This window comes from Tessaracoccus sp. OH4464_COT-324 (assembly GCF_003932855.1).
In the GTDB taxonomy this organism is placed as follows: Bacteria; Actinomycetota; Actinomycetes; order Propionibacteriales; family Propionibacteriaceae; genus Arachnia.
In genome coordinates this window covers 1-19,752 of the sequence record NZ_RQYZ01000027.1, presented here as the reverse complement: position 1 = coordinate 19,752, position 19,752 = coordinate 1, and the positions used below count along the sequence as shown (strand labels likewise).

The following is a 19,752-nucleotide window of genomic DNA, read 5'->3' as shown; positions in this document are numbered from 1 at the left end:
CTCGCCCCGGCGGCACGTCCGCAACGGCCCTAGCGCTGCCGGGAGGTCACCAGGTCCGGGTCGGGCTGCAGATGGGCCATGCCGTTCCAGGCCAGGTTGATCAGGTGGCTGGCGACGACGTGTTTCTCGGGCTCGCGTCGCTCCAGCCAGCGGTGCCCGGTCTGCGCCACCAAGCCGACGAGGGCCTGCGCGTACAGCCCCGCGACCGCCGGGTCGTGGCCGAGCCGCTTGAACTGGGTGCCCAGGATGTGCTCCACCTGCGCCGCGATGTCCGACAGGATGGATGCGAACGAGCCCCCGGGCTCCATGTCCGACGAATCGCGAGACAGGATCCGGAATCCGTCCGGGCACTCGTCGATGTAGTCGAGCAGGGCCATCGCGCCCAGCTCCAGCAGCTCTCGGCTGCGCGCGCCCTCGGTGGTGAGCGCCGAGCGGATCGCGTCGTGCAGGCGGCGGGTCTCACGGTCCACCACGACCGCGTAAGCGCCCTCCTTGCCGCCGAAGTGCTCGTAAACCACCGGCTTCGACACGCCGGCCCGCGCCGCGATCTCCTCCACGGAGGTGCCTTGGAAACCCTTCGCGGCGAACAGCTCCCGGGAGACGGAGATGAGCTGTTCGCGGCGCTCCGCGGCGGTCATCCGCACTCGGGTGCGGCGGGCGCGTGTTCTGGCAGAGGTCATGACCCCATCTTCCCCCATCGGGCCACGAGCCGCATCCGCCGTTTCGGGCCATCACTCGCGACGAGCCAGCCAGCAGCCCGCCAGATGATCGTCGACGATGCCCACCGCCTGCATGAGCGCATACATGGTGGTGGGGCCGACGAATCTGAACCCCAGGCCCTTCAACCGCTTGGCCAGTTCCTCCGACTCGGGCGTGCGGGTGGGCAGCTCCGCGAGGGTGGCCGCCCGGGCGCGCGGCGGCGGCCGGTGCTCGTCCAGGATGCTCGCCAGCTGCCCGCCCGTTTCGTGCAGCTGGACGAGAGCCTGCGCGTTCGCCACCGCCGCGTTGACCTTCAACCGGTTGCGCACGATGCGGGCGTCGCCGAGGAGGCGGGCCACGTCGTCGGCACCGTAGCGTGCGACGATGCCCGGCGCGAAGCCGTCGAAGGCGGAGCGGAACGCCTCGCGCTTGCGCAGGATGGTCAGCCAGCTCAGGCCGGACTGGAACCCCTCCAGCACGATCCGCTCGAACAGCTCCCGCTCGTCGGGGCTCGCGGCCAGCGGCCGCCCCCACTCCGTGTCGTGATACCGCTCGTAGAGCTCGTCCCCGGTGCCGAAGCAGCGCACCTTCTCCTCGGTCATCGTCGAACCTCCTGATCGCTTCCCCTGCCAGCCCTATTTATCGGCGCCCGCGCAGCCCGGGGACCAACCGGGCGTTGGGCTGTGGACAACTTGGTCGCCCGGCCCCGGCGCACCGCGTTGGCTGCACGGGGCCCGCGAGGGCCCGACCGCCGGGAGGCGGCTTCCGGCAGCCCGGCTCGTCCGGCTCGGGGTCCTTTTCCCCAACAGCACAACCAAACCGGCCCCGCCGGCTACGGCGAACAACGGGCCGGGAGTGGCCCTCACCGCCAGAGTGCCATACACTTGGCAAAGTCCCGGTTTGCGGGACGGACCCCGGTTGGTCTTTCGGCAGGGCCCGCCTGACTTTGAATCAGGATTAGCGAAGTAGGTTCGACTCCTACCCGGGGTGCGCGTGCGTCGACGCGTGTGGGGGAAACGGCTGGTCAGCCGTACGGGCTAGTTCAAGCTTCAAGCGCGGTAGGGGCGGGCGCGAGTATTGTTGGACGCAATCGCTCGATAGGAGGCAATCCTTGACTGATCTCGCTCCAGCCGCCGCCGTCGTGGTCCTCGCAGCAGGGGGCGGCACCCGAATGAACTCCAAGAAAGCCAAGGTGCTCCACGAGGTGGCGGGCAAGTCCATGCTCAGCTTCGCCGTCTCCGCCGCAGCAGCACTCGCGCCCGAACACCTCGTCGTCGTGGTGGGACACCAGCGCGAGCAGGTGGAATCCGAGTTGGAGAAGATTGACCACACGATCACCAGCCGCGTACAGCACGAGCAGCGCGGAACCGGCCACGCCGTCCAATGCGGCCTCGAAGGCTTCGAGGATCTGGAGGGCGACGTCGTGGTCACCTACGCCGACGTGCCGATGCTCACCGGCTCCACCCTGCGGCAGCTGCTCGCGGTGCATCGGGCCAAAGCGAACGCGGTCACCGTGATGTCCGCCGTCGTCGCGGACCCGACGGGCTACGGCCGCATCCTGCGCGACGGCCCCCGGGTGCGCGGCATCGTCGAACACCGGGACGCCACCGAAGAGCAGCGCGGCATCAACGAAATCAACTCCGGAATCTACGTGTTCGACGCTGCGGTGCTGCGCGCCGGGCTGGCCAACCTGACTACCGACAACTCCCAAGGCGAGCTATACCTGACCGACGTGCTGGCCTACGCGAACACCGCCGGGCACCAGGTGGGGGCCTACGTAACCGACGACGTTTGGCAAACCGAGGGAGTCAACGACCGGGTGCAGCTGGCGCGCATCAACGCGGAGATGAACCGTCGCATCCTCGACGCCTGGATGCTGGCCGGGGTCACGATGATCGACCCGTCCTCCACCTGGGTGGACGTCGACGTGGACCTCGCGCCCGACGTCGTCCTCCACCCCGGAACCATCCTCCAGGGCGCGACGACCGTCGGCGAGGGCGCGGTGATCGGCCCCAGCACGACGCTGATGGACGTCGAGGTGGGCGCGGGCGCCGAGGTGGTGCGCTCACACGGTTCCTTCGCGGTGATCGGGGAGGGGGCCGCCGTCGGGCCGTTCGCCTACCTGAGGCCCGGCACCGAGCTGGGTGCGGGCGGAAAGATCGGCACCTTCGTCGAGACCAAGAACTCCGTGATCGGCGAGGGCGCGAAGGTGCCGCACCTGGCCTACGTCGGGGACGCTGTGATCGATGAGGGCGCAAACATCGGTGCGGGCACCATCTTCGCCAACTACTCGGGGGTGAGCAAGAGTACCTCGCACGTCGGCAAGAACGCCTTCATCGGCTCCAACTCGGTGATCGTCTCGCCGGTGGATGTTGGGCCGGGGGCCATCGTCGGTGCGGGCTCCGCGATCACCGAGGATGTGCCCGCCGGGGCGCTTGCAATAGCCCGCGGGCGGCAGCACAATTCCGAAGGCTGGGTGGCCGCGCGTCGCCCTGGTTCAAAGTGGGACACCGCGGCGGCGGCGCACGACGGTTCCATCCACCCCAAGGTCGCCGCGTCACGGGAGAAATGAGCAATGCCAGACGCATTCGCACAAAATGAAAAACACCTCATGCTGTTCTCGGGTCGCGCGTACCCGGAACTGGCTCAGGAAGTGGCGACGCTGATGGGGCAGGGGCTCGTTCCCACCCGGGCTGTCACCTACGCAAACTCCGAGATCTACGTCCGCTTCCAGGAATCCGTGCGCGGCTGCGATGCCTTCGTGATCCAGTCGCACACCGCGCCCGTCAATGAGTGGCTCATGGAGCAGCTCATCATGGTGGACGCGCTGAAGCGCGCCTCGGCGAAGCGGATCACGGTCGTGGCTCCGTTCTACCCCTACGCCCGGCAGGACAAGAAGCATCTGGGGCGCGAACCTATCTCGGCTCGCCTCGTCGCCGACCTGTTCAAGGCGGCGGGCGCTGACCGCATCATGTCGGTGGACCTGCACGCCTCCCAGATCCAGGGCTTCTTCGACGGACCGGTGGACCACCTGTGGGGCCTGCCGGTGCTTTCGAAGTACGTTCAGGAGAAGTACGACTGCGGTGAGATCGCGGTGGTCTCTCCCGACGCGGGGCGGGTTCGTCTCGCGGACATGTGGACCGACAAACTCGGGGCCCCGCTGGCGATCATCCACAAGCGCAGGGACCCGAACCAGGCCAACACCGTCGCGGTGCACGAGGTGGTGGGCGAGGTCGAGGGCAAGACCTGCATCCTCGTCGACGACATGATCGACACTGCGGGCACCATCACCCAGGCCGCCGCAGCGTTGAAGGAGCGCGGCGCTAAGCGTGTCATCTGTGCGGCGACGCACGCCGTGTTCTCTGGTCCGGCCGCCGAGCGCCTCAACGCGTCGGGCATGGAGGAGATCATCGTGACCAACACCTTGCCGCGCGTTGGGCAGGAGATCAACAACCTGACCGTGCTATCCATCGCCCCGCTGCTCGCACAGGCGATCCACGAGGTGTTCATGGACGGCTCCGTCACGTCGCTGTTCGACGGCCAGGCCTGATTTGGCCGTCGGCCGCCCACGGGCACGGGAACTTCTCCTCGTGTTCGTGGGCGGTTTTCTGGGCACCGGGCTCCGGGCCGCGGCCGGGCTGCTGGACGGCCCCTGGCTGGCGGGCGTGAACCTCGTCGGCGCCTTCGGGCTTGGCCTGCTCGTGGGGATGCGGCCCGCGCGGGAGGTTCGACTGCTGCTGGGTACCGGGCTGCTGGGCGCGTTCACCACCTACTCGGCACTCGCCCTAGCCCTCCCGACGACGGTGTCAGCGGGTGTGGAGGGCCTGGTCAGCGTGGTGTTGGGGCCGGCGTGTGCTGCGCTCGGGCTCTGGGCGGGGGGCCGACGATGGGCTGGGTGATGCTGGCCGGCGGCCTGGGAGCTGTGGCGCGCTCGATCGTCGACGCGCGACTCGGTGGGCGGGTGGTGCCGCTGGGCATCCTCACCGTGAACCTCCTGGGCAGCGTCCTGTTGGGCGTGGTGCTCGCTCTGGGCGAGGCCGGTGTGTGGGGCGATTTCGTGGTGCGGTTGGCGGGTGTGGGGTTCTGCGGCGGGTTCACCACGTTCTCTACCGCGGCTGTTGACGCGGTGCAGCTCGCGGCCCGGCGGCGCTGGTGGGTCGGCCTCGGCTACTGGGCAGGCGGGCTGGCGGCGTGTGTGCTGGCGGGGGTTGCCGGCGGATGGCTGGCGGAGTTCGTGATTGCGGTTTTCGACCGCTGCTCCTACTAGACTAAAGAAATTGTGAACTCGTATTGGGGGTTGCTGAAGACCAAGGGCGTGGCCAGGATCATGGCCTCGCAGATCACCGCGCGCTTCCCCAGCGGCATGATCGTGCTGGCTCTCCTGATCCACGTCGAGGGCATCTTCCACTCCTACGGCTCGGCCGGGCTCGTGCTGGCGGCGACCTCGATGGGTCAGGCCATCGCCGGCCCGGTGACGAGCCGGATGATGGGCAAGCTGGGGGCGCGCAACGTGCTCATCGCCACCACCTTGATTTGTGCGGCGTCGCTGCTGTGGATCGCGTTGGTGAACATGCCGCTGTGGGGGTTCATTCTCGTCGGCCTGGTGAGCGGCCTGTCCTTCCCGCCGGTGCAGCCGGCGGTGCGCTCGATCTACCCCAAGCTGGTGGACGCGCCGAGGTTGGCGAGGTTGTTCTCGCTGGACGCTTCGGCGCAGGAGATCATCTGGGTGATGGGCCCGCTGATCATCGCGCTGGTGTCGCTGCAGATCTCGTCCGTGGCGGGTCTGCTGCTCTGCGCGGGCCTGCTGGTGCTGGGCGGCGCGTGGTTCATCGCGGCCCCCGAGCTGGGTGAGGTGCGCTTCGGGGTCAGCGAGAGCCGGTTCGGCGCGGTGCTGCGGCGGGGGCCAGTGTTGCTGGCCACCGCCGTCGGTTTCCTGATGATCGGGGCGACGGCCGCCATCGAGGCGTCGATCGTGAAGCGGTTCGGCGAGGGCGGGCTGGAAGCGGGCGTGATCCTGGGCGGCATGTCGTTGGCGTCGCTGATCTCGGGTTTCGCGTTCGGCCACCGCGAGGCCAGACGCTGGACGCTCAGCATGTGGATGGTGACGCTCATGTTTGGTTCGCTGATGTCGACGATGGGCGAATCCTTCCCGTGGACCCTCGTCGCCATCATGTTCGCCGGGATCGGCATCGCGCCCGCGCTGGCGATCATCTTCTCGATGATTGCAGAGTCGGTGAAGTTCTCCGAGTCCGCGGAGGCCTACGGCTGGGCGAACACTGGCCAGCTCGTCGGCGCGGCGATCGGGTCGGCCATCGCGGGCTTCCTCATTGACGACATGGGCGCCAACGGCGGTTTCCTCACCGCGGCCGCGTTCGGGCTGTTGGCGGTGCTGGTGCCGATGGCGTTCTACCGGGTGCGGGATCGGAGGCGACGACGGCGCGCCTGACGCACACCGCCGTCGGCTTGGTGCTGGGGTGGGCGTCGGGGTAGAGTTGCCGGGATGCCTGGCGAGGGACTTCACGGTCCGTTATCGACGAGCTCCTGAGCCGGCGTGAGCATATCCGCTTATCGATGAAGGAGCCACCATGGCAGATTTCCAGATCAAGGCCACCAAGCGCACCGAGTTCGGCAAGGGCGCCGCCCGCCGCGCGCGCCGCGACAACCTGACCCCCGCCGTCGTCTACGGCCACGGCATGGACACCATGCACCTGCTGCTGCCCGCGAAGGAGCTCTACCTCGCGCTGCGCACCGCGAACGCGCTGTTTGAGCTTGAGGTGGAGGGCGAGGCCAAGCCGATGCTCGTGCTGCCCAAGCAGATCCAGCGCGACCCGATCCTGCCGGTCGTCGAGCACGTCGATTTCATGATCGTCAAGGCGGGCGAGAAGGTGTCGGTCGAGGTGCCGCTCGTGGTCGTCGGCAACCCGGAGCCGGGCCTGCTGGTCAACCAGGACATCAACACCATCACCCTCATGGCTCCCGCCACCGACATCCCCACCGAGGTTGAGGTCTCCGTCGAGGGCCTGGAGCTGGGTGCTACCGTCGTGGCGGCCGACGTCAAGCTGCCGAAGGGCGCCTCCATCGATCTCGACGGCGAAACCCTCGTGGTGAGCATCGTGGCCCCGGCCGCCCAGGACCTGCCTGAGGAGGCCGAGGGCGAGGAAGCCGCGGAGTGAGCGATCGCCTCGTGCTGGTCGTCGGGCTGGGCAATCCCGGCCCGAAGTACGAGGCCACCCGGCACAACGTCGGATTCTGGGCCGTAGCGGACCTCGCGGGGCGCTACGGCTCCTCCTTTTCCCTCAACAGCCGCATGAAGGCGCAGGTGGCGACCTTCGTGCGGCCGGAGGCGAAGTACGTGCTGGTCAGGCCCACCACCTACATGAACCTCTCCGGCGAGGCGGTGGGGGCGCTGGCCAGGTTCCACAAGGTGCTGCCGGCCGACGTGATCGTCGTGCACGACGAGTTGGATCTCGACCCCGGGCGGCTGCGCGTCAAGCTCGGTGGCGGGGACAATGGCCACAACGGCCTCAAATCTATTCGTGCGCACCTGGGCACCGGTGACTTCCACCGCGTCCGGGTGGGCATCGGCCGCCCACCGGGTCGGCAGCCGTCCGCCGACTGGGTGCTCGCCAACCTGCGGCCGAAGGAGCTGGAGGAGCTGCGCGTTGACGCGGCGGTCGCCGCCGATGCCGTCGAATACCTGGTGGCGAACGGGCTTACCGCTACCCAGAACCGCTACAACTCCTAACCCTTGTCTCTAGGGCTGTGCCGGGCGGTGGTGCATGGTGGAAAGGGCTCTCTGCATCTTGACCCGCATATCCAGCGCAGAGGCGGCTGCTGAGGGGGGCATCCCTTTCCCGTTTGAGGCGTCCCTGCCCCGACAGTACTTTCACACTACTTTAGGTGCCGCCTTCGTCGCCTATCGCGAGTGTCGCGACGGTGGTGAGCTTGAGCTGCGTCCTGGCTGGCCTGCTCGTCGGTTGCTGGGATGTGAGACTTCATGTGCAGGCCCCCAGCATCCTCGCTTGTTTCTCGACCTCATGGAATAGCATTTTGGTCCGTGCGCTCCAGGCCGGGTTGAGGGTCTTGCCTGCGGTGAGTCCTTGGATGGCACCCGCGCGGTAGAACGATAAGCTGACACGGGGGCGGGAGTGTTGCTCCAGGAGCAGGCATCGCGCGACGGGTTTGGCGCGCATCCGGTCTGGGTTTGAGAAACTGGTGAGGGGAGACGCTCGGCGGGATTCGGACGCGGGAGGGGTCTCCGGTGCGGGAGGGGATGGTATCGATGCCGAGGCGCTGCCGTCTCCCGCGCATTCGCTCTCCTTGGATGACCATGCTTGGTGCGGCGCTGACAGTTCAGTGCGTTAACTGGTACTCGGTTTGGCCGCAATCTTCGATTCCTTCCCCCCCCCTCCCGACGAACGGCAAGCGTTTCGGCAACTGCGGCGCGCAACTCAGCCATTCTGGAGGTGTTGGGGATGACTTTGACTCAGTTCGTGCCGGCGTCTCGCGTTGCGCACCCGACGGATTCTCCAGCCTCGCGCGCCGGTTGTCGTGCCGTGAACCGCGGGCACGTCCTGGCCACCGGGCGCGACGGCGAAGAGGTTTCCCAGGCGCCGCCAGCCAAGCTGGCATGTCTGCTGGTGCCGTCGCGGGGTCCGGTTCTGGCTTTCTGTTCACCGGGAGCACATCAGGACTTAGGCAGTGGTTCGCTCCCACCACCGGGGCGCTGCTGGTGACGGCCCCGCTGCCCATCGTCGGCGGCTCGGGCTCCCCGGCCCGCATCCTGGCGCTGGTCGAACGCTGAATTCGCGGGAGAGCAGGCCGTAGCCAGGGCGCGTAAGATGGCCCGGTGCGTTTCCACGGCCTGCTCAACACGCTCACCTCGGATCCCGCGCTTCGTCGCACCCTCGACGATGTGCATCTCCCCGGCGTTACCGCGCTCGACCTGAGCGCGGCTCCGGCGTACTTCCCTATCGTCGGGGCGGCCATCGCCGCGCAGGGCCGCACCGTGCTGGCCGTCACCTCCACCTACCGCGAGGCTGAGCAGCTGAGCGCGGAGCTGGGCACCTGGCTGGGCGAGGACGAGGTGGCCTACTACCCGGCCTGGGAGACGCTGCCTCACGAGCGGCTCTCGCCGCGCGCCGACACCGTCGGGCGGCGGCTGGCGGCGCTGCGTCGACTGGCCAGCGACCGCCCGCCCAAGGCCGTCGTCGCGCCCGTGCGCTCGCTGCTCCAGCCGCAGGTCAAGGGGCTGAGCGGGATGCGCCCGGTGACGGTCGGCGTCGGGGAGAGCTACGAGCTCAGCGAACTCACGTCCGCGCTGGTGGGGGCCGCCTACACCCGGGTGGATCTGGTGGAGCGCCGCGGCGAGTTCGCCGTGCGCGGTGGCCTGCTCGACGTGTTCCCGCCGACGGCGGAGCACCCGGTGCGGATCGATTTCTTCGGCGACGAGGTGGAGGAGATCCGCACCTTCCACGTTGCCGACCAGCGCTCCACCGGCGAAACCTGGCCGGCCGTCGTCGCGGCCCCCTGCCGCGAGCTGCTCCTCACCGACGAGGTGCGCGCCCGCGCGGCCCGGCTCGCCGACCAGCACCCGGAGCTGGGCGACATGCTGGGCAGGCTGGCCGAGGGGCAGGCCGTCGAGGGTATGGAGGCGCTGATCCCGGCGCTGGTTGACGGGCTCGAACTGCTCGTCGACGTGCTGCCGAAGGAGTCGGTCGTCCTCAGCGTTGCGCCGGAGTTGGTGCGCACGCGCGCGGCGGAGTTGGTGAACACGTCGCGGGAGTTCCTCGACGCCAGCTGGGCTGCTGCGGCGGGGGGCGGCACGTCGCCCATTGACCTGGGGGCCTCCGCCTATTGGGAGTTGGCCGACGTCCGCCAGCATGCGCTTGCCATCGGGCACCGCTGGTGGCAGCTGACGCCCTTCACTGCCGACGACGATTATTCGGCCGACGGAGCCCATCAGCGTCGGCTCAGCGCCGCCGCCACCGGGACCTTCCGGGGCAACTCCGACGCCGCCGTCGAGCACCTGCGCCAGCGCACGGGCGACGGCTGGGCGGTGTTGCTCGTCGTCGAGGGCAAGGGCCTGGCGCAGCGGTTGTTGGAAATGACCACGGAATCCGGTCTCGGCGCGACGATCATTGAGGCCGGGCAGGCGCCCCAGCCGGGGATGGTGAGCATTGCGGTGGGCGCCGTGCGCTCGGGGTGGGTGAACGACGCGGCCCGGGTGGAGCTGATCACCACCGCCGAACTCACGGGGCAGCAGGTTTCGGATCGGGCGGAGCGCAAGTTGCCCGCTCGGCGGAAGAACCGGATCGAGCCGCTGGAGCTGAAGAAAGGCGACCTCGTCGTGCACGAGACGCACGGGGTGGGGCGTTTCGTGGAGTCCGCGCAGCGCGTCGTGCACGGCGCGGCGCGCGACTACCTGGTGATCGAGTACGCGCCCAGCAAACGCGGCCAGCCGGGCGACCGGCTGTTCGTGCCGATGGACCAGCTGGACCAGCTGAGCCGCTATGTCGGCGCCGAGTCTCCGGCCCTCGACAAGATGGGCGGGGCCGACTGGAGCAAGCGCAAGGCGCGGGCGCGGGCTGCGGTGCGGGAGATTTCCGCTGAGCTGATCAAGCTGTACGCCGCCAGACAGGCGACGAAGGGCCACGCCTTCGCGCCCGACACCGACTGGCAGCGGGAGTTGGAGGACGCGTTTAGCCACGTTGAGACCCCGGACCAGCTTTCCGCGATCGAGGAGGTGAAGCGCGACATGGAGTCGCCCGTGCCGATGGATCGACTGATCTGTGGCGATGTCGGCTACGGCAAGACCGAGATCGCGGTGCGGGCCGCGTTCAAGGCGGTGCAGGACGGCAAGCAGGTGGCGGTGCTGGTGCCGACGACGTTGCTGGTGGGGCAGCACTATCAGACGTTTGCGTCGCGTTTCGCGGGTTTTCCGGTGCGGGTGGCGGAGCTGTCGCGGTTCCAGACCGACGCGCAGGCTCGCCGCGTGATCGAGGAAGTCGCCAGCGGCAAGGTCGATGTGATTATCGGCACGCATCGGCTGCTCGGCAAGGAGGTGGAGTTCAAGGATCTGGGGCTCGTCATCATCGACGAGGAGCAGCGCTTTGGCGTGGAGCACAAGGAGCGGCTGAAGTCGATGCGGTTGAACGTCGACGTGCTCACGATGTCGGCCACGCCGATCCCGCGCACCCTGGAAACCGCGATCACGGGCATCCGCGAGATGTCGGTGATCGCCACGCCGCCGGAGGAACGCCACCCGGTGCTCACCTTCGCGGGCCGCTACGACGATGGCCAGGTTCGCGCCGCTATCCGTCGCGAGCTGGCGCGTGAGGGCCAGGTGTTCTACGTGCACAACAGGGTCAGCACCATCGAGAAAACCGCCGCGCATCTGCGCGAACTGGTGCCCGAGGCGCGCATCATCACCGCGCACGGCCAGATGAGTGAGAAGCGGCTGGAGCAGGTGATCCAGGACTTCTGGGAACGGCGCGCCGACGTGCTGGTGGCCACCACCATCGTCGAGGCGGGGCTCAACATCCAAAGCGCCAACACGCTCATCATCGACCGAGCCGACAATCTGGGCCTGTCGCAGATGCACCAGCTGCGTGGGCGCGTCGGCCGGTCGCGGGAGCGCGGGTACGCCTACTTCCTGTACCCGGCTGACAAGACGCTCAGCGAGACGTCGCACGAGCGGCTGGCGACGATGGCCGCCAACACGGATCTGGGCGCGGGCATGGCGATCGCGATGCGCGACCTCGAACTGCGCGGCGCGGGCAACCTGCTGGGGGAGGATCAGTCGGGCCACATCGAGGGTGTCGGCTTCGACCTCTACCTGCGGATGGTGGGCGAGGCCGTGGCCGCATACAAGGGGGATGCGCCCCAAGAGGAGCCGACGATGCGCATCGACATCCCCGTGGACGCCAACATCCCCGAGAGCTACATCTCCTCGGAGCGGCTGCGGCTCCAGATGTACAAGCAGATCGCGCAGATTCGCTCCAGCGCGGACATCGACGTGGTGCGCGCCGAACTGATCGACCGCTACGGCGCGGTGCCGCAGCAGGTGGAGGCGCTGCTGGGTGTCGCCCATCTGCGCAACCTGGCGCGCGCGGCGGGCATTGAGGAGATTGTTCCGGCTGGCAAGTGGGTACGCTTCGCGCCGGTTGATCTGCCGGAGTCGCGCAAGCTGCGGTTGGCGCGGTTGTATCCGGGTTCGGCGGTGAAGCCGGGGCTGATCCAGGTGCCCAAGCCCGAGGGTGGCTACCTGGCGTGGGCGACGACCCTCGTCGGGCAGATTTTCGGCTGAGTCTGGGGCCACGGGCGGCTGCTGGTAGGGTGGCCGTCGTGAACAAGCCTGCATGGAAGATGATTGCTGCGGGCGCGGTCAGCGCGCTCGCGTTGGCGGCCTGCGCGCCCGGCCCATCCACCGCAGCCGTGGTGAACGGCAGCCCAATCACGGAGCGGCAGATCGACGAGATCATGGCGGCCTGCGCCGCTGCGGGTTATCCGCAGCAAGGCCAGGAAGTCGCGCGGCACTCGTTCGTGGTGGGCGCGCTCAGCGGCGAGATCGTCGCGACGGGCCTGCTGGATCAGGAGTTGGTGCCGGATGAGGAACTCGTCAAGAGGTTCGTCGTCGCCGAGGTTGGCCCGGCGGGCAACGACCCGGTGTGTGGCCCCTACATCGTGAAGAACATGCAGATGTCCGTTGCCATGCAGGAGATGAGCCAGGGCATGTCGCCCGAGCAGTTGAAGGACACCGTTCTTGGCATCTTCGACTCCATCGAGTTGAACCCGCGCTATGGCCGGATGAAGGATCTGGGCGACGAAGGGTTCGGTCTGGTCTCGGGCTCGATGTCCGCCGACGTGCAGGCGCCCGCCTTCGGCCGATGAGCGAGTTTGCTCGGCTGCGCGAGATCATGGTGCGTCTGCGGGCCGAGTGTCCCTGGGATGCCAAGCAGACGCATGCGTCGCTGCTCAACCACCTCATCGAGGAGGCCTGTGAGGTCGTGGACGCCGTCGAGGCGGGTTCCGATGAGGATCTTCAGGAGGAGCTGGGCGACGTCTTGCTGCAGGTCTACTTTCACGCGCAGATCGCCGCGGAGGAGGGGCGTTTCACGCTCGACGATGTGGCTAGGGGCGTCGCCGACAAGTTGGTTCGTCGGCATCCGCACATCTTTTCGGGCGGGCCAGCCCCCGACGGTTGGGAGAACTGGGAGCGGCGCAAGGCTGCGGAGAAGGGGCGCAGTTCCGCCCTGGATGGCATCGCGCAGTCGCTGAGCGTCGTGGCTCGTGCCCACAAGGTGGTGTCGCGCTCGCGCCTGCACGGCGTCGACGTGGGTCTGGACCGCACGCCAATCACGGAGGCGGAGGTGGGCGACGGGATCGTTGCCTTGGTGGCGCGGGCCCAGGCGAGCGGCATCGACGCCGACGCGGCCGCGCGGCAGGCGCTGCGTCGGTTGGAGGCCCGCATCGCCGAGGCCGAGCGGCCGAATTGAGCTGAGTCTCGCGGGTGGGGCGGCTTCGCGCTCTGCGTTAACTGGGCGGGCTGGCCCCGGGGGTCGGTTGGCCTAGTAGGCTGTTGCTTGTCCGTTATCCCCGTAGTTGTGAAGGGAAATTCATGGCATACATCGAGTTCATCCAGGCCCGCGAGATTCTTGACTCGCGTGGCAACCCCACCATCGAGGTCGAGGTTGAGCTCGACACCGGCGCGTTCGGCCGCGCGGCCGTTCCCTCCGGCGCCTCCACCGGCGCTTTCGAGGCCGTTGAGCTGCGCGACGGTGATAAGGGCCGCTACCTCGGCAAGGGCGTTCTCACTGCGGTGGCCAACATCCAGTCGATCGCCGATGAGGTCGAGGATTTCGACGCCAACGACCAGCGCGCGATTGACATGGCCATGATTGAGCTCGACGGCACCGAGAACAAGGCCAAGCTGGGCGCGAACGCTATCCTCGGCGTCTCCCTGGCGGTGGCCAAAGCGGCGGCCGACGAGGCCAACCTGCACCTGTACCAGTACATCGGTGGCCCCACTGCGAACCTGCTGCCGGTGCCGATGATGAACATCCTGAACGGCGGCTCGCACGCCGACTCCAACGTGGACATCCAGGAGTTCATGATCGCCCCGCTCGGCGCGGCTACCTTCGCCGAGGCGCTGCGCATGGGCGCCGAGGTTTATCACCAGTTGAAGAAGGTCCTCAAGGACCGTGGTCTGTCCACCGGGCTGGGTGATGAGGGCGGTTTCGCGCCCAACCTGGAGTCCAACCGCGCCGCCCTCGACCTGATCGTCGAGGCCATCAAGGCCGCCGGGTTCGAGCCCGGTAAGGACATCGCGCTGGCGCTGGACGTTGCGGCGTCGGAGTTCTACGCCGACGGCAAGTACAAGTTCGAGGGTGTGGAGAAGACCTCCGAGGAGATGGTGACCTACTACTCTGAACTGGTCGATGCCTACCCGCTGGTCTCGATCGAGGATCCGTTGAACGAGGAGGACTGGGATGGCTGGAAGGCCATCACCGACAAGCTGGGCGACAAGGTGCAGCTCGTCGGCGACGACCTGTTCGTCACCAACGTCTCCCGCCTGCAGCGGGGCATTGAGACCGCCACTGCGAACGCTCTGCTTGTCAAGGTGAACCAGATCGGTTCGCTGACCGAGACCATCGACGCCGTCAACCTGGCGCACCGCAACGGCTACGCCACGATGATGAGCCACCGTTCCGGCGAGACCGAGGACACCACCATCGCCGACCTCGCGGTGGCGCTCGGCTGCGGCCAGATCAAGTCCGGCGCGCCGGCTCGTACCGACCGCGTTGCGAAGTACAACCAGCTGCTGCGTATCGAGGCCAACCTGGGCGACGCGGCTGTTTACGCCGGTCGCAGCGCTTTCCCGCGTTTCAAGGGCTGAGCTAGCGCGCTGAGCGATTAGGATTGCCGGGTGGCAATTCGTAATCCTGCAGGCAGCGGTCCGGGTCGGGGGACACCCCGCACCCGGACCGCTGCGCGTTCGGGTGAGCGTGCGCACCGCGAGCGGCGCTCGACGCCCGTCGTCAACGAGGAGACGGCAGGGCTGGAGGCGTCGTCGCCGGTGCAACGGCCGCGCCCGGGCGGGATCACCTGGCGGTTGATTGTGCTGGTGGTGGCGCTGCTGGGCGTTGCCTTGGTGTTGGCGCAGAGTCTGCGGATCTACTTCATCCAGGCTGCGGAAGTTTCCCAGGTACGCGAGGAGATCGCGGCCAAGCAGGAGGAGATCGCGCGGCAGAAGGATGAGGTCAAGCGCTGGGAGGACCCGGAGTATGTGCGCGCGCAGGCCAGGGTGCGGTTGGGCTGGGTCATGCCCGGCGAGGTGGGATATCGGGTAATCGGCACCGATGGCAAACCGGTGACCGGGCGGAACGTGGCCCCAGAGGAGCAGGTGAAGCTGGGCCCCTGGTACGAGCGGATGTGGGATTCGATCGTCGAGGCCGACAAGCCTGCGCCCAAGCCTGAGCCAGTTAAGCTGCCCCGCCAGGTTGACGATAGGATCATCAGCTTGGAGACGGCCACGCCTTCTCCGGAGCCTGCTCCCAGCCCATCCTGACGATCCGAAAGGCCAGCGTGAGCGTTTCTGAAGAGGACCTCGCAATCATTGGCGCCCAGTTGGGGCGCTCTCCGCGAGGGGTGGTTGACGTCGCGTGGCGCTGCCCGTGCGGGAAACCTGCGGTGGTTAAGACGGCTCCTCGGCTGCCTAGCGGTACCCCGTTCCCGACGACGTACTACCTCACCTGCCCGCGTGCGGCTTCGGCGATCGGCACGCTGGAGGCGTCGGGGATGATGGCGGAGATGACGGATCGGCTGACCGAGGACGAGGAGCTGGCGGCCCGGTACCGGGCAGCGCACGAGTCCTACCTGGCGGATCGTGAGGAGTTGGGGCACGTGCCGGAGATCGCGGGAATCTCGGCGGGGGGCATGCCCCATCGGGTTAAGTGTCTGCACGTGCTTGTGGGTCATGCGCTGGCGAAGGGGCCGGGGGTCAACCCGCTGGGCGACGAGGCGCTGGCGGCTCTGGGGGAGTTCTGGTGCAAGCCTTGCGAGGCGGGCGAGTGAGCGTTGTCGCGGCAGTCGACTGTGGGACGAACTCCATCCGACTGCTGATCTTGCGTGCGGCGGGCGGCGTTGTCGAGGAGTTGGCCCGGGAGGTGCGTCTGGCGCGGCTGGGTCAGGGCGTGGATGCGACGGGCGAGTTTCACGAGGATGCCCTGCGGCGGGCGTTTGCGGTGTTCGACGAGTTCAGCCAGCTGATCGAGCGGCACGGGGCTGCTCGGGTTCGGGTGGTGGCCACTTCTGCGGCCCGGGATGTGCGCAACCGCGACGTGTTCGCGGCTGGCGTGTTGGCGCGGTTCGGCGTCGAGGCGGAGGTGATTTCCGGTGACGAGGAGGCGCGGCTGAGCGCGCTCGGGGTGTTGAGCGGGGTGGCGGCGAAGCGGCCGGCTCTGGTGATTGATATCGGCGGGGGCTCCACGGAGCTGGTTCTGGTTGACGACGTGGTGCGCCGCGCGGTGAGTCTCGACGTCGGTGCGGTGCGGGTGAGTGAGCGTTTCCTGTTTGACGATCCGCCGACGGCGGCTCAGGTGGCGGAGGCCCGCCGCTTTGTGGGCGGCCTGATTGACGCCTCGGGGATTGATTTCGCGTCGGTGGTGAGCGCGATCGGGGTGGCGGGCACGGTCACGTCGGTGGCGGCTCGGGTGTTGGGTCTGAGAGAGTATTCGCGTCAGGTGGTGCACGAGACGCGGATCGGCCGCGCGGACATCATCGAAGCCGCGACGCATTGGCTTGGCCGGACGCACGCGGACATCGCGACGGAGCCGTGCATGCATCCGTTGCGGGCAGGGGTGATCGGGGCCGGGGCGCTGATCCTGGACGAGCTGTCGGGCCGGATTCCGGGCGGGGAGGTGCTCGTCAGCGAGTGCGACATCCTCGATGGAGTGGCGCTCAGCCTCGTTGAGCGACGCTGAATAGAGCCCGTCGTCTTGGCCCTAGACTCTTTCCAGGCCCTCGTAGCCCAACGGTAGAGGCAAGCGGCTTAAACCCGCTCCAGTATGGGTTCGAATCCCGTCGAGGGCACCGTTTCGGGGCTTTGCGCTAGAACAGTTGTGAGTTACCGCCGGTATCGTCGGGCAGACTTCGCCTTGCGAATGCCTGTACACTGGTGGGTAGTCGAACCTTAATGAGGACAGCTTTATGGCAAATATGGTTTTTGGTCGTGGCGAGGGTTTCACGAAGCATCACCAGGGTGCGGCGCCTGCGGGTTACGCGGGGCCGGGCTACGGTTTCCAGCAACCCGGTTTCGGGCAGCCGGGTCAGCCTGGGCCGATGGGATACCAGCAGCCTGGATATCCGCTCGGTGCCGAGCGTCAGGCGGTGCCCACAGGCGACGTGATGACCTATGACGATGTGATCGCCAAAACGGGCATCTCGCTGGGCCTGGTGTTCCTCGTCGCTGCCGCGGTGTTCGCGTTCGTTCCGATCCGGCTCAGCCTGCCGTTGATGATCGTGGGCGCTCTCGCGTCTTTCGTCACCGTCCTGGTTGTGGCCTTCCGCCCGAAGGTCAGCCCGGTTTCGGTGGCCATCTACGCGCTCTTCGAGGGCCTGTTCATCGGTGGCGTCTCCAAGTACTTCGAGACGCTCTACCCGGGGATCGTGATGCAGGCCGTGTTGGCCACCTTCGTGACTGCGGCGGCCACGCTGGCTGTGATGAAGTTCGCCAACATCCGAGTTTCTGCGCGTTTCCGTCAGATGGTCACCATCGGCACCTTCGCGCTGGCGGGCGTGTTTCTGGTCAACCTGGTGTTCAGCCTGCTGGGGTGGAACCTCGGCATTGTGGGCGTGGGCGGCAACGCCGGCATGCTGGCCATCATCGTGTCGGTCATCGCCGTCGCTTTGGCGGTGTTCAACCTGGTTATGGACTTCGACTCGGTGCGCGTCGGCGTGGAGAACCGCGTTCCGGCCTCCGAGTCGTGGCGGGCGGCGCTGGGCATCACGGTCACCATGGTGTGGCTGTATGTCGAGATCCTGCGCATTCTGTCTTACTTCCGCGACTAGGGTCTTGCTGCGAGCGCCGTCGGCCCGCGGGCCGGCGGCGTTTTGCTATGCCCAGCCCCAGAACTTGCGCGCGTACTGGGCGAGCAGGGTACGCGAGGAGTTGGTCCAGTGCAGCTGCCGCCAGGCGCGCACGGGCACCCAGTCGGCCACCTCGGTGGAGCCGCCCACATCGTAGACGATCGGGTCTGTGGGGCTGATGCAGCGGCCACCGTAGATGAAGCGCAGCGCGTGGAAGTCCTCCAAGCGGCCGCTCAGTGCCCGGCCCACCCAGTGGTCGGATTCGAGGGCCAGGAGACGGTCGATGATGATTCGTTGCCCGGTCTCCTCGTGGATTTCGCGCAGCAGCGCCTCCGACGGTGACTCGCCGGGGTTGAGTCCGCCGCCGGGCAGGGTCCAGACACCGGCGGCGTAGGACTGCTCAGAGTTGACGGTACCAAGAACGCCGCGTTCGGAGAGGATGACGCCGTAGGCGGCGATGCGCTGCACCCGCACGATGGGTTCGCCGAGAGGATCGACGTGCACCCGGGAGCGCTGGGTGGGCCGGTTGTCGGCTGGCACCACGTCGCGCACAAGGACGGTGTAGACGATCTCTCTGTCCAGCAGCGACGCCGATAGGGGACGCAGCTGGTAGTAGCCGTGATCGAACAGGGTGATGGCTGGGTGCACGGCGTGTTCCACTCGGAAGTCCACCACTGGACTCCCCAAGGGGTTTTTCACACCGACGACACGCACCCCTCCACCCTACCCGGCTGAGCCCGGGCTCCTCGGCGGAAAGCCGCCGCCGGTTGGTTCCGATAGAATCGCTGGGTGGCTTAAGGAGGGCAGGCCGTGAAGTTTAGAAGTGACGCGCGCATCGACCAGTCGAAGGTTCGCTACGGGGGCGGCTCGTCGGGCGGCGGCCCGAGGATCGGCCGTGGGGCTGGGGTGTCGCTGGGCAGCGTGGCGCTTCTTGTGGTGGTTTTCCTAGGCGCCCGTTTCTTCAACATTGACCTGAGCGGCCTGGTGGGGGACACAGGCTTTTCGGGCGGGAGCACTGTGCAGGCGACGGCTCCCGAGTGCCGTACTGGCGCCGACGTCGAGCGTAACCCCGACTGCCGGTGGCCCGCCTATTCGACGGCGATCGACACCTTTTGGGGGCAGCAGGTGCGCGGCTATCGCAGCGCGACGACGCGGCTGTACAGCGGCCAGGTGCGAACGGGCTGTGGCGCGGCGAGCTCCCAGCTGGGCCCGTTTTACTGCCCGGCGGATGAGACGGTGTACATCGACACCGATTTCATGGGCAAGCTGCTGCGGCGTCTTGGGGCGCGTGGCGGCTACGCGGCCGAGGCTTACGTCATGGCGCATGAGTTCGGGCACCACCTGCAGCAGCTGGACGGGACCAACCGGAGGGCGCGGAGCATGTCGGGCAGCGGCCCGGCCTCCGGGGCGGTGCGCCAGGAGTTGCAGGCCGACTGTTATGCCGGCGTGTGGTTCCACCACGTGAATCAGGGCCGTGATGCGCTGATCGAGGACGTCACCGCCGACGACCTGAATCGCATCGTCGACGCGGCTCGCGCCGTCGGCGACGATCACATCCAGCAGCAGTCCGGCGGCGGGGTCAGCCCGGAGAGCTGGACCCACGGTTCCTCCGCTCAGCGGCAGCACTGGGTGCAGGTGGGTTTCGACAGCGGCAACCCGGCGTCGTGTGACACGTTCGCCACGAACGATCTTGGCCCCAACTGATTCGGCTCGCGGGCGGGGTGAGGGTTCGGCGACGTGCCTGCCGGGCGCGCCCACCAGGGGGCGCGGAGTGCGGGTCAGCGACAGGACTCCGAATGCGGTACTGAAGATATCACCAGAGTTTCTGGTGGCGTTTCCGTCGTTGCGACCCCTTGGGGTGCAATACTGCTTCTATGGTCCACGGATATTATGACGACGAGTACGACCCCTTGTCTCCTGCGCTGTATTGGTCTGCTGAGGAGGCTGAGGAGGAGGGGGTTCCGG

Annotated in this window: 20 protein-coding genes and 2 tRNA genes; 19 read left to right on the top strand and 3 right to left on the bottom strand. The window is 67.7% G+C overall.

Features of this window, described 5'->3' with window-relative positions; all coding sequences use genetic code 11:
* Window positions 1–29: 29 nt before the first annotated feature.
* Window positions 30–638 carry a TetR/AcrR family transcriptional regulator gene (locus tag EII42_RS11255; RefSeq protein WP_199729870.1) on the bottom strand — a complete coding sequence of 203 codons (609 nt, stop codon included), beginning with the start codon at window positions 636–638 and terminating at the stop codon, window positions 30–32.
* A gap of 93 nt (window positions 639–731) precedes the next feature.
* Window positions 732–1,301, bottom strand: coding sequence for a DNA-3-methyladenine glycosylase I (locus tag EII42_RS11250; RefSeq protein WP_125172244.1), 570 nt, complete (start codon window positions 1,299–1,301; stop codon window positions 732–734).
* A 309-nt stretch (window positions 1,302–1,610) separates the two neighbouring features.
* Here EII42_RS11250 and EII42_RS13000 point away from each other — a divergent pair.
* The 18 genes from EII42_RS13000 to EII42_RS11165 all read left to right on the top strand — a co-directional run bounded on the left by EII42_RS13000 (window position 1,611) and on the right by EII42_RS11165 (window position 17,769).
* Window positions 1,611–1,689, top strand: a tRNA-Gln gene (locus EII42_RS13000).
* Window positions 1,690–1,810: 121 nt separating this feature from the next.
* Complete coding sequence (glmU, locus tag EII42_RS11245; protein WP_125172243.1) at window positions 1,811–3,271, top strand: bifunctional UDP-N-acetylglucosamine diphosphorylase/glucosamine-1-phosphate N-acetyltransferase GlmU; 1,461 nt, start codon at window positions 1,811–1,813, stop codon at window positions 3,269–3,271.
* Window positions 3,272–3,274: 3 nt separating this feature from the next.
* Window positions 3,275–4,249: a ribose-phosphate diphosphokinase gene (locus EII42_RS11240; protein ID WP_125172242.1), complete on the top strand. Its 975-nt coding sequence runs from the start codon at window positions 3,275–3,277 to the stop codon at window positions 4,247–4,249.
* Between the two features lie 46 nt (window positions 4,250–4,295).
* Complete coding sequence (locus EII42_RS11235) at window positions 4,296–4,598, top strand: CrcB family protein (RefSeq protein ID WP_233558378.1); 303 nt, start codon at window positions 4,296–4,298, stop codon at window positions 4,596–4,598.
* Window positions 4,586–4,966, top strand: coding sequence for a CrcB family protein (locus EII42_RS11230; RefSeq protein WP_125172240.1), 381 nt, complete (start codon window positions 4,586–4,588; stop codon window positions 4,964–4,966). Before EII42_RS11235 ends, EII42_RS11230 begins: the two co-directional genes overlap by 13 nt.
* A 12-nt stretch (window positions 4,967–4,978) precedes the next feature.
* A complete protein-coding gene (locus tag EII42_RS11225) occupies window positions 4,979–6,145 on the top strand; it encodes an MFS transporter (protein ID WP_125172239.1) in 1,167 nt (388 codons plus the stop codon).
* 139 nt (window positions 6,146–6,284) lie between these two features.
* The gene (locus tag EII42_RS11220) at window positions 6,285–6,872 is read left to right on the top strand and encodes a 50S ribosomal protein L25/general stress protein Ctc (protein WP_125172238.1); all 588 of its coding nucleotides are present in this window, start codon (window positions 6,285–6,287) and stop codon (window positions 6,870–6,872) included.
* Window positions 6,869–7,444: an aminoacyl-tRNA hydrolase gene (gene pth / locus EII42_RS11215; RefSeq protein WP_125172237.1), complete on the top strand. Its 576-nt coding sequence runs from the start codon at window positions 6,869–6,871 to the stop codon at window positions 7,442–7,444. Before EII42_RS11220 ends, pth begins: the two co-directional genes overlap by 4 nt.
* Before the next feature lie 885 nt (window positions 7,445–8,329).
* Complete coding sequence (locus EII42_RS13540; RefSeq protein WP_233558377.1) at window positions 8,330–8,503, top strand: hypothetical protein; 174 nt, start codon at window positions 8,330–8,332, stop codon at window positions 8,501–8,503.
* Between the two features lie 45 nt (window positions 8,504–8,548).
* Window positions 8,549–12,007, top strand: coding sequence for a transcription-repair coupling factor (gene mfd, locus EII42_RS11205; RefSeq protein ID WP_125172236.1), 3,459 nt, complete (start codon window positions 8,549–8,551; stop codon window positions 12,005–12,007).
* A gap of 38 nt (window positions 12,008–12,045) precedes the next feature.
* The gene (locus EII42_RS11200; RefSeq protein WP_125172235.1) at window positions 12,046–12,591 is read left to right on the top strand and encodes a hypothetical protein; all 546 of its coding nucleotides are present in this window, start codon (window positions 12,046–12,048) and stop codon (window positions 12,589–12,591) included.
* Window positions 12,588–13,196 (top strand): MazG family protein, encoded by a 609-nt coding sequence (locus tag EII42_RS11195; protein WP_125172234.1) that lies wholly within the window; start codon window positions 12,588–12,590, stop codon window positions 13,194–13,196. Before EII42_RS11200 ends, EII42_RS11195 begins: the two co-directional genes overlap by 4 nt.
* A 122-nt stretch (window positions 13,197–13,318) precedes the next feature.
* Entirely contained in the window at window positions 13,319–14,596 is a 1,278-nt protein-coding gene (gene eno / locus EII42_RS11190) for a phosphopyruvate hydratase (protein ID WP_125172233.1), read from the top strand.
* Window positions 14,597–14,626: 30 nt separating this feature from the next.
* Window positions 14,627–15,268 carry a septum formation initiator family protein gene (locus EII42_RS11185; protein ID WP_125172232.1) on the top strand — a complete coding sequence of 214 codons (642 nt, stop codon included), beginning with the start codon at window positions 14,627–14,629 and terminating at the stop codon, window positions 15,266–15,268.
* A gap of 17 nt (window positions 15,269–15,285) precedes the next feature.
* On the top strand, window positions 15,286–15,774 hold the full coding sequence (locus EII42_RS11180; protein WP_125172231.1) for a DUF501 domain-containing protein: 489 nt from the start codon (window positions 15,286–15,288) through the stop codon (window positions 15,772–15,774).
* The gene (locus tag EII42_RS11175; protein WP_125172230.1) at window positions 15,771–16,682 is read left to right on the top strand and encodes a Ppx/GppA phosphatase family protein; all 912 of its coding nucleotides are present in this window, start codon (window positions 15,771–15,773) and stop codon (window positions 16,680–16,682) included. Before EII42_RS11180 ends, EII42_RS11175 begins: the two co-directional genes overlap by 4 nt.
* 36 nt (window positions 16,683–16,718) lie before the next feature.
* A tRNA-Leu gene (locus tag EII42_RS11170) sits at window positions 16,719–16,791 on the top strand.
* A 117-nt stretch (window positions 16,792–16,908) separates the two neighbouring features.
* Window positions 16,909–17,769 carry a Bax inhibitor-1/YccA family protein gene (locus tag EII42_RS11165; RefSeq protein WP_125172229.1) on the top strand — a complete coding sequence of 287 codons (861 nt, stop codon included), beginning with the start codon at window positions 16,909–16,911 and terminating at the stop codon, window positions 17,767–17,769.
* Window positions 17,770–17,814: 45 nt separating this feature from the next.
* Here the strand turns inward: EII42_RS11165 and EII42_RS11160 are convergent, their stop codons facing one another.
* Window positions 17,815–18,459: an NUDIX hydrolase gene (locus EII42_RS11160; RefSeq protein WP_233558376.1), complete on the bottom strand. Its 645-nt coding sequence runs from the start codon at window positions 18,457–18,459 to the stop codon at window positions 17,815–17,817.
* A 138-nt stretch (window positions 18,460–18,597) separates the two neighbouring features.
* Here EII42_RS11160 and EII42_RS11155 point away from each other — a divergent pair, with 138 nt between their 5' ends.
* Window positions 18,598–19,491 carry a neutral zinc metallopeptidase gene (locus EII42_RS11155; RefSeq protein ID WP_125172228.1) on the top strand — a complete coding sequence of 298 codons (894 nt, stop codon included), beginning with the start codon at window positions 18,598–18,600 and terminating at the stop codon, window positions 19,489–19,491.
* The last annotated feature ends 261 nt before the right edge of the window (window positions 19,492–19,752 follow it).

Coding starts and splice junctions, on each gene's coding strand:
- EII42_RS11250 (WP_125172244.1), bottom strand. CDS start 1,301: ATGACCGAGGAGAAGGTGCGCTGCTTCGGCACCGGGGACGAGCTCTAC.
- EII42_RS11255 (WP_199729870.1), bottom strand. CDS start 638: ATGACCGCCGCGGAGCGCCGCGAACAGCTCATCTCCGTCTCCCGGGAG.
- EII42_RS11220 (WP_125172238.1), top strand. CDS start 6,285: ATGGCAGATTTCCAGATCAAGGCCACCAAGCGCACCGAGTTCGGCAAG.
- EII42_RS11195 (WP_125172234.1), top strand. CDS start 12,588: ATGAGCGAGTTTGCTCGGCTGCGCGAGATCATGGTGCGTCTGCGGGCC.
- EII42_RS13540 (WP_233558377.1), top strand. CDS start 8,330: ATGTCTGCTGGTGCCGTCGCGGGGTCCGGTTCTGGCTTTCTGTTCACC.
- EII42_RS11240 (WP_125172242.1), top strand. CDS start 3,275: ATGCCAGACGCATTCGCACAAAATGAAAAACACCTCATGCTGTTCTCG.
- eno (WP_125172233.1), top strand. CDS start 13,319: ATGGCATACATCGAGTTCATCCAGGCCCGCGAGATTCTTGACTCGCGT.
- EII42_RS11230 (WP_125172240.1), top strand. CDS start 4,586: ATGGGCTGGGTGATGCTGGCCGGCGGCCTGGGAGCTGTGGCGCGCTCG.
- EII42_RS11165 (WP_125172229.1), top strand. CDS start 16,909: ATGGCAAATATGGTTTTTGGTCGTGGCGAGGGTTTCACGAAGCATCAC.